At 73.9% G+C, this 9,381-nt stretch carries 5 protein-coding genes; 3 read left to right on the top strand and 2 right to left on the bottom strand.

Features of this window, described 5'->3' with window-relative positions; genetic code table 11:
- A complete protein-coding gene (locus ACFU99_RS21330; protein WP_384394291.1) occupies positions 1–2,049 on the top strand; it encodes an ATP-binding protein in 2,049 nt (682 codons plus the stop codon).
- A gap of 87 nt (positions 2,050–2,136) precedes the next feature.
- On the opposite strand, the gene ACFU99_RS21335 is transcribed toward ACFU99_RS21330, so the two are convergent.
- Positions 2,137–3,531 (bottom strand): hypothetical protein, encoded by a 1,395-nt coding sequence (locus ACFU99_RS21335; RefSeq protein ID WP_384394293.1) that lies wholly within the window; start codon positions 3,529–3,531, stop codon positions 2,137–2,139.
- A gap of 283 nt (positions 3,532–3,814) precedes the next feature.
- Entirely contained in the window at positions 3,815–7,015 is a 3,201-nt protein-coding gene (locus ACFU99_RS21340; RefSeq protein ID WP_384394295.1) for a BTAD domain-containing putative transcriptional regulator, read from the bottom strand.
- A gap of 387 nt (positions 7,016–7,402) precedes the next feature.
- On the opposite strand from ACFU99_RS21340, the gene ACFU99_RS21345 reads away from it, so the two are divergent.
- On the top strand, positions 7,403–8,992 hold the full coding sequence (locus tag ACFU99_RS21345) for a phage tail sheath subtilisin-like domain-containing protein (protein ID WP_384394297.1): 1,590 nt from the start codon (positions 7,403–7,405) through the stop codon (positions 8,990–8,992).
- 86 nt (positions 8,993–9,078) lie between these two features.
- On the top strand, positions 9,079–9,381 hold a 303-nt coding region (locus tag ACFU99_RS21350; RefSeq protein WP_384394299.1), incomplete at its 3' end, for a phage tail protein.

Below are 9,381 nucleotides of genomic sequence, written 5' to 3' on the forward strand. Positions count from 1 at the left end.
GTGGGGGAGGCCCACGGAACGGCGGTGCTGCGGCGGCTCGGGGTGCTGCGCGAGCGCGTCGCCGCGCTCGTGGAGCACCGCAGCGCCGACGACCCGACGGCCGACGACCCGCTGCGCGGACTGTACGTGTCGCCGGAGACGGCCCAGCGGCTGGCGGCCGAGCCGGGGCCGCAAGCCGTAGGGCCGGGCGACCTGCGGCCCGACGGCCTGGTCGAGGAGGCAGCGGGCGCCGCCGACAGCTCCGACCGGCTGGACCGGCTGGACCGGCTGGACCGGCTCAGCGAGCGGTTCGGCCTCTCGCCGCTGGACGCGCACATCCTGCTGGCCGCGCTCGCCCCCGACGCCGACCGCGGCTTCGAGCCGCTGTACGGCTATCTCAACGACGACGTCGGCCGCCGCCGCGCCACGGTCGCCCTCGCCCTGGATCTCGCGGGCACCGGCCCGTACGACGCCGCCGCCCGCGCCCGCTTCCACCCGGCCGCGCCGCTCATCTCGGGCGGCCTGCTGGCCGTCGAGGACGAGGACCGGCCGCTGCCGGGCCGGGCGCTGCGGGTGCCGGAGCGGGTGGTGGCGCATCTGCTGGGCGACGACGCGCTCGACGGCGGCCTCGGCGCGGCGGGCGTCCGGCTCGTGCCGCCGCATGCCGCGGACGCGGGTCCGTTCGCGGCCCGGCTCGCCGCGCTCGCCGGGGCCGGGCCGCTCGCCGTGCATCTGCGGGAGCGCCGCCCCGGCACCGCGGCCGGGCCCGCCACGGACGCGCTCGCCGCCGCCGGGCTGCCCGTACTGCGCTACGACCCGTCGCGCGCGGAGCAGGAGCCCGTACGGATCGCGCCCCTGCTGGTGCGGGAGGCGCGGCTGCGCGGGGCCGCCCTGGTCGTGGGGCCGGTGCCGGAGCGGCCGGGGCCGCTGATCGAGGCGCTGGCCGTGCCGGACGCCACGGTGGTCTGCTTCGGCTCGGAGCCGTACGACCCGGGGTGGGCGCCGGAGGTGCCGCTGGTCGGAATGGACGCGCCGCAGGACGCCGTGGACCTGGTGGGCGTGTGGTCGGCGGAGCTGGGCGTCGAGGGAGAAACAACCGCATCCGGCTTCGAGCTGGCCGAGACGGTGGCCGCGTACCGGCTCAGCGCCGCGCAGATCCGCCGGGCCGCCCGTACCGCGACCGCCCTCGCCGCCTTCGACGGCGGTCCGCTCACCGCGGCCCATGTGCAGCACAGCGCGCGGCAGCAGTCCGCGCCGCTGCTGGACCGGCACGCGCGGCGGGTGCGCCCGGCGGTCGGGTTCGGCGATCTGGTGCTGCCGGAGGAGCCGCTCGGGATGCTGCACGAACTGACGCAGCGCGCCCGCCACCGGGAGCAGGTGCTGGGCCAGTGGCGGCTGCGTACGGGCGGCGGGCGCGGGCGCGGCGTGGTCGCGCTGTTCGCGGGCGAGTCGGGCACCGGAAAGACGCTGTCGGCGGAGGTCGTGGCCGGGGAGCTGGGCCTGGACCTGTATGTGGTGGACCTGTCCGCGATCGTCGACAAGTACGTGGGCGAGACCGAGAAGAACCTGGAGCGGATCTTCGTGGAGGCGGACCGTACGGACGCGGTGCTGCTCTTCGACGAGGCCGACGCGGTCTTCGGCAAGCGCTCGGAGGTCAAGAGCTCCCACGACCGGTACGCCAACCTGGAGAGCGCCTATCTCCTCCAGCGGCTGGAGTCCTTCGACGGGGTGGCGGTGCTGACCACCAATCTGCGGGCCAACATCGACGACGCGTTCACCCGCCGCCTGGACCTGGTGGTGGACTTCCCGTTCCCGGACGAGACGCAGCGCGTCGCGCTGTGGGAGGGCTGCCTGGCGTCGACGCCGTGCGAGCCGGAGCTGGGACTGGACGTGTGCGCCAAGGAGTTCGAGCTGTCCGGCGGCGGAATCCGCAGCGCGGCGGTGACGGCCGGGTACCGGGCGGCGGCGCGCGGCGGGCCGGTGTCGGCGGCGGACGTCCGGGCGGGGGCGGAGCGGGAGTACCGCAAGATGGGCCGCTTGGTGCCGGGCCCGGCGATGGTGTGGACGTAGCCCGGCACGTCGGAAGAGAGCGCCCGGTCCGGAGGAGAACCTCCCGGCCGGGCGCTGTCGTCGATCCGTTCTCGCCGTGGTGGACCGCTACTTCGCGACGATCATCCAGGCCATGTTCCCGGGGGCGTGGTTGTCGCACCCCTGGGTGGTCGCGCCCTTGTCGTTCGCCATGTTGAAGACGCACGAGCCGTCGTCGACGCTGACGATGCGCTTGCGGCCCTCGTCGCCGGGCGCGTCCACGAGCCGCCACTTCTGGTTGACCCGCAGGTTGCCCGTCTTCAGGTCCTTCGGCTCGGCGTGCATGATCTGGAGCAGGTTGGTGTGGAAGCCGTCCGGGTTGACCAGCTTGTCCAGGATGGCGCCGGGGGCGCTGGCGGACTCCAGCGCGTACGTGTTGTCGTCCTTGTAGTGGTGCAGGATCCACATCTGGTTCTTGCCGTACTTGTCGCCCGTCCACTTCGGGTCCTGGCCGACCTGCGTGCCGTTCTGCTGCTTGCCCTCGTTGGCCTGGAGGTACCAGCCGGTGCCGGACTTGTCCTTGATGGTGTACAGCTTCGGGCCGGCGGGCTTCTTGTGACCGCCGCCGCCACCGCCGCCGCCCTTCTTCTTGTCCCCGTCATCGTCGTCGTGCTTGTCGGGGGTGGGCGTCGTGGTCGGCTCCTGGCTCGGCGGCGGGCTCGGGGCCTTCGACATCTCGCCCTGGGGGAGCTTGGTCATCTCCCCCTGCTTCTCACGGGCCTGGGTGGAGACGCCCGGTTTGTGCTGGAACCAGAGCACCAGGAAGATCATGAGCAGGGCGAGCAGCAGGCCCAGGATCGCCATCAGCCAGCGCGGCAGGATCGACGGCTGCACGTACGTACCGCGCAGCTCGGTGGGTTGCGCGACCCCGGCCCGCAGCACGGACAGCGTGAACGGGTGCTTACGGGTGCCGCCGACCCAGCTGATGGACCCGGCCTTGACGCGCAGCAGGGCGAACCCGGCGCGTCCGGGCGCGACCTGGACGGAGCCCGGGTCGGGGTCGACGGAGAGCGAGTCGCCGTTGTCGCGGGTGGAGAAGGAGGCGGTCAGCGGCTGGTTGCCGAGGTTGTCGACGGCGACCTGCGCCGTGGCGCGCCATCTGCCGCGCACGATGAGCGGCACCAGGTCGGTGTTCATCTCGGCGAACGCGCCGACGGTGATCTGCCCCTCGGCGACGTCGGCGGCCTGCGGCTGCTCGCGCGGCAGCACCCGCACACCGAACGGGACGGGCCCGGCCTTGGCGTCGGAGGTGCGCGGCGGGGCGAAATCGACCTGGGCGGTGCCCTCGGCGCCCGGATAGAGCCGCAGCACATCCGGCTCGACCCGCCCCCAGCCCGCCGCGTCGCCCACCAGCGACAGCCGGTACTCCTCGACGGTGTCCCCCGTATTGCGCACACGCAGGCGCACACCGGCGCTGGATCCGGGGTCGACAGAGGTCGCGGCCGGTTCCAGTGAAGTCCACATGCTCACCGTCGACAGTCAACGCGACGGGCGCCCCGTGTGACGCGTACACACGGGCAGCATCGAGGGCAGCCATCCATGCCCGATCAGTCCTTGCGGCTACGGGCCCGGCAGTGCGGTCCTGACGGGCCGCACCCTCACGGCGGCGGGCCGCCGACACCATCTGGGCACATTAGACGGCGCGGCGGATTTCGGCTGGTACGCGAGGGCAGAAGTGGGGGCAGCGGTGCTGCCTTCACGGCCGGTCGCCGGTGCTTCGGCCGGTCCGGCTCCGTCACGCCCTTCCCTACGCCACCGGGTCCGCCGCCTCCGCGGCCTCCGCCGCGGCGAGGAGGGCCGCGACCTCCGCCGCCTCGTGGGTGGTGTGGCCCTGGAGGTCGGCGAGGGCGGTGCGGAGGGTGGTGAGGGCTTGCCTGCGGGCGCCGGTCTGGAGGAGGGCCCGGCCTTGGGCGGCGCGGGCGAGGCCGCGGCAGAAGGCGTCGCCGAGGCCGTGCTCCATGGTGAGGGCCTTCTCGGCGCGGGCGAGAGCCGCCTCGGGGCGGGCGGCGGCCAGTTCGGCGTGGGCGAGGCGCGCCCAGCAGACGGCTTCCCAGCGCAGGTCGCGGGCGGTGTGGTGGCGGCGGCGGGACTCGTGCAGGTACTGGAGGGCGTCGGCGGTGCGGCCGTCGGTCAGGGCGGTGCAGCCCGCCTGGTAGAGGACGTGGGCGAGGGTGTCGGGGCGGCCCAGTTCGCGGGCGCGGGTCACCGCCTCGTGGGTGGCGACGGCCGCCTCCGCCGTGCGGCCCAGCGCGCTGTACGCGCGGGCCTGGTACGCGCGGACGTGCGCGGCGTCGCTGTCGGAGCCCATGGCCTCGAAGAGCGCGTGGGCCTGCTCGAAGGGCGGGACGGCCTCGGCCGGGCGGCCGCGCGCGGCGAGGACGATGCCCAGGTCGTGCGCCGCCTCGGCGCACGTGAGCCGGTCCCCCGCCCGTTCCGCCAGCAGCAGGCTCTCGCGGAGCGCGCTCTCCGCGCTCTCGTACGTCTGGATGCCGTGGTGGGGCGCGCCGAGCAGCCGCAGGACGCGGGCCGCGCTGCGGTCGTCGCCGTGTTCGCGGGCGGCGGCCAGGGCCTCGTGCGCGAGCGGCTCCAGATCGTCCCGGCCCGCGGTGCCCTGCACCAGGTTCGCCCAGGCGACGAGCAGGTCCACGGCCGGGCGCAGGGCGGTGCCGGTGCCGCCGACGGCCTGCCGTACCGCACCGTGCAGCTGCGGATGGGCGTTCCAGAGCCATTCGCGGGCCGCGTCCGCGTCGGCCAGGTCACGGCCCGGCGCGGACGGCCGGAGCAGATGGTCGGGGACCACGCTGTGCGGGCGGATGCGCCGCATCGCGGTGATGACCGTCGCCAGTACGTGGTCCAGCTGCCGGCGCAGCGCCGCGGACCGCTCCTCGGGGCCGTCGGCGCTCTCGCTCTGCCGCCGCCCGAAGAGTTTCAGCAGGTCGTGGTAGCCGTAGCGGTTGCCGAAGCGCACCTCGACCAGCCCGGCGTCGACGAGGTGCTCCAGCATCCGCTCCGCCTCGGCCGCCGCCACGCCCAGCAGCTCCGCCACCGAGGCCGAGCTGAAGGCCGGCACGTCGGCGAGGGACGCCAGGCGGAACGCGCGGGCCAGGTCGTCGGTGAGCGCCGCGTACCCGAGCCGGAAGGCGCTCTCCACGCCGAGGTCGTCGACGCGCAGCTCGTCCAGGCGGCGCCGCTCGTCGCGGAGCCGCTCCGCGAGGTCGGCCACGGCCCAGCTCGGCCGGGCCGCCAGCCGGGCGGCCGCGATCCGTACGGCGAGCGGCAGCCGGCCGCAGGCCGCGATCAGTTCACGGGCGGCGACCGGTTCGACGGCGACCCGGTCGGGCCCGGCGATGGCCGAGAGCAGGGCGAGCGCGTCCCGTTCGGGCAGCAGTTCCACGTCCACCAGGCGCGCGCCGGGCAGGGTGATCGTCCGCGACCGGCTGGTGACGAGCACCGCGCAGCCCAGGGCGCCCGGCAGCAGCGGGCGGACCTGCTTGGTGTCGCGGGCGTTGTCGAGGAGTACGAGCATCCGCCGGCCCGCGAGCAGCGAGCGGTACAGCGCGGCCTGCTGCTCCAGCCCGTCCGGCAGTTCGGCGTCGGCGACGCCCAGCGTGCGCAGGAAGTGGGACAGCGCCGCGCAGCCGCTCATGGCGTCCGGGTCGCCGCCGCGCAGATCCACGTACAGCTGCCCGTCGGGGAACGCGGAGCGCACCGCGTGCGCGGCGTGCACGGCGAGCGCCGTCTTGCCGACCCCGGCCAGCCCCGTGAGCGTGGCGACCGGCACGGCCCGCCCGTCCGCCGCCAGCAGCGTGTCGCACAGCGCCCCGACGACCGCCTCCCTGCCGACGAAGTCGGCTATGTCGTACGGGAGTTGGGCGGGGAGCGGCATACGGTGCGCAGACGGGCCCGTCGATTCCGCGGGCACGGGTTCGGGGTGGTCAGGGTCGGGGTCCTCCGCCGGAGGCTCCGCCTGCCGCGGGACCCTGCCCTCTGGGATCTGCGGGGTCTGCGGGAGCTCCGGGGCCTCCGGCGCCGCCGGTATCCCCGGCTCCCCCGCCAGCACCGTGGTGTGCAGCGCCGCCAGCTCCTGCCCCGGCTCGACCCCGAGCTCCCCGGAGAGGGTGCGCCGCGTCGCCGCGTACACCGCCAGCGCCTCCGCCTGCCGCCCGCCGCGGTGCAGCGCCTGCATCAGCAGCCCCTGGGCGCGCTCGCGCAGCGGGTGCTCCGCCGCGAACGCCCGCAGCTCCGCCACCGTGTCCGCGTGCCGCCCCAGCTGGAGGGCGAAGTCGAAGCAGTCCTCGATCGCCGTGACGCGCAGCTCGCCGAGCCGGTCGCGCTCCCGCTCCGCGTACGGGCCGGGGAGCCCGGCCAGCGCCGTGCCGTCCCACAGGGCGAGGGCGCGGCCCAGCTCCCGGTGGCCGGCGGCCGGGTCCCCGGCCGTGCGGGCGCGCGCGGCGGCGGCGAGCCGCAGCTCGAACTCGGCGGCGTCCAGCCGCCCGGCCGGCACCCGCAGCGCGTAGCCGTCCGGCGTCGACACCAGCAGCCGGCTGGGCTCGTGCTTGCGCCGCGCGGGCTCCAGCAGGGACCGCAGCCGCGAGATGTACGTCCGTACGGTGCCGACCGCGCGCGGCGGCGGGTCCTCGCCCCACAGCGCCGTCATCAGATCGACGAGCGAGGCGGAGCGCCCGTCGCGCAGCAGCAGCACCGCGAGGGCGGCCCGCTGCTGCGGCGAGCCGAGCGCCAGCGGGCGGCCGTCCAGCTCCGCGCGTACGGGTCCGAGCAGCTGGAACCGGGGCGCCGCGCCCGGCCCGTCCTCGTCGCTGTACACAGCCCGCCCGTGCTCCTCGTCCTCGTCCTCGTAGTCCGCGTGGTCCGCGTGGTCCGCGTGGTCCTCGTGGTTCGCGTAGTCCTCGTATCGTCGGCGCGTCTCGCGTTGCCCTTTTGTACTCACGTTCTACTCACGTTCGCCCACAGACGCTACTCCAGGCGCTGCCCAGCGCACTCGTCGGCCGCCGGAAGGGGCCTCGGCGATGCGACATGTACGCCTTTGCCCCATTGCCTCTTCGGCTGTCAAGAGGGCCCCTGGTGCCACTGGTGTCCATTCGGGCAATGACCCCTGCCCCCGACGACGTCCGTTCGCTCCTTCGGGCCGCCGGGCCGATACGCCATCGTCGATACCGGACGATCGTCACCACTGGTCAGGACGGGGCGAGTCAGGCCAGGCCATGGGGAGCGCACCGGAGAGATATCACCGTCAACGGGAGAGATATCACCGTCCTTCGCCGTCCCGCCGCTGCCCCGTGCCACCAACTTCACCGTCGCAAGGAGTTCAGCCCCCATGCCCTCTTACCTGTCCCCCGGCGTATACGTCGAAGAAGTCGCCAGCGGATCGCGCCCCATCGAGGGCGTCGGCACCTCCGTCGCGGCCTTCGTCGGTCTGGCGCCGGTCGGTCCGGTCAATGAGCCGACGCTGGTGACGAACTGGTCGCAGTACGTGGCGTCCTTCGGTGAGTTCACCGACGGCTACTACCTCGCGCACGCCGTCTACGGCTTCTTCAACAACGGCGGCAGCGCCGCGTACGTCATCCGGGTCGGCGGCACGGACCAGTCCGCGGGCGGGAACGGCGGCGCGCAGGGCGAGAAGGCGTCGAACGGCCTGGTCAAGGAGCTCGTCGCCGGGGAGCCCGCGGCGCTCGGCTCGTTCAAGGTCTCCGCGATCGCCGGCGGCTCGATCAGCGTCGAGGTGCAGGACGTCGAGGGCGAGGGCGCCGCCGACCGGTTCAAGCTGGTCGTCAAGGACGGCGAGAAGGCCGTCGAGAGCTTCGACGTGAGCGCGAAGAAAAGCGCGCGGAACTACGTCGTCACGCAGGTCAAGCAGCGCTCCAAGCTGATCGTCCTCGAAGAGGCCGCCCCGGCCGCGCAGCTCGCGAAGCCCGACGCGCAGACCGTCGCCCTCGCCCCGGCCGTGCCGGCCCCCGCGCCCGCCGCCGCGCCGAACGCCGGCGCCGAGCTGGAGCAGCTCGCCCCCGGCCGGTTCATCGGCGACTCCGCCGACCGTACGGGCTTCGGCGGGCTGGAGGCGCTCGACGAGATCAACATGGTCGCCGTGCCCGACCTGATGGCCGCCTACCAGCAGGGCCTCATCGACCTGGAGCACGTCAAGGCCGTACAGCTCGGGCTGGTCGCGCACTGCGAGCTGATGGGCGACCGGATGGCCATCCTGGACCCGCCGCCGTCGCTCGGCGCCCGGCAGATCCGCCAGTGGCGGCAGGAGGTCGCCGGGTACGACTCCCGGTACGCCGCCCTCTACTACCCCTGGATCAAGGTCTTCGACCCGGCCACCGGCCAGACCAAGACCGTGCCGCCGTCCGGCCACATGTCCGGCGTCTGGGCGCGCAACGACTCCGAGCGCGGCGTGCACAAGGCCCCCGCCAACGAGATCGTGCGCGGCGCCGTCGACCTGGAGCTCCAGATCACCCGCGGCGAGCAGGACCTGCTCAACCCGATCGGCGTGAACTGCATCCGCGCCTTCCCCGGCCGCGGCATCCGCATCTGGGGCGCGCGCACCCTGGCGTCCGACCCGGCCTGGCGCTACCTGAACGTCCGCCGGTACTTCAACTACCTCGAAGAGTCGATCCTCATCGGCACCCAGTGGGTCGTCTTCGAGCCCAACGACCAGGCGCTGTGGGCGCGCATCCGCCGCAATATCTCGGCGTTCCTGGTCAACGAGTGGCGCGCGGGCGCGCTGTTCGGGACGCGGCCCGAGGACGCGTTCTACGTGAAGTGCGACGAGGAGACCAACCCGCCGGAGTCGGTGGACGTCGGCCGGGTCGTGTGCGAGATCGGCATCGCGCCGGTGAAGCCCGCCGAGTTCGTGGTGTTCCGGCTGGCGCAGTTCTCCGGCGGCGGCGGCGAGCTGGAGGAGTAACCCGCCCCGGCCGCGTTCACAGCAGCAGCCTTAGCCGCAGCAGCCGCCCCGTACAAGCCTTGGAACAGAAGGAAGAGTGAACTCCCTTGTCGCTTCAGCCCGGTGACGCCCTCACCACACATAATTTCGGCCTCCAGATCGACGGCGTGATGGTCGAGTACCTCCAGGAGGTCAGCGGCCTGACGATGGAGCAGGACGTCATCGAGTACCAGCAGGTCTCGGCGGACGGCAAGCCCGTCGTCAAGAAGATGCCCGGCACCAAGAAGGCCGGCGAGGCCACGGTGACGCGCGGCATGACCCAGTCCTCCGCGTTCAGCCAGTGGATCAACCAGTCCATCGCCGGTGACATGGGCTCCGCCCGCAAGAACGCCACCATCATGATGATGGAC

The organism is Streptomyces sp. NPDC057654, assembly GCF_042800135.1.
In the GTDB taxonomy this organism is placed as follows: Bacteria; Actinomycetota; Actinomycetes; order Streptomycetales; family Streptomycetaceae; genus Streptomyces.

Coding starts and splice junctions, on each gene's coding strand:
- ACFU99_RS21335 (WP_384394293.1), bottom strand. CDS start 3,531: ATGTGGACTTCACTGGAACCGGCCGCGACCTCTGTCGACCCCGGATCC.
- ACFU99_RS21345 (WP_384394297.1), top strand. CDS start 7,403: ATGCCCTCTTACCTGTCCCCCGGCGTATACGTCGAAGAAGTCGCCAGC.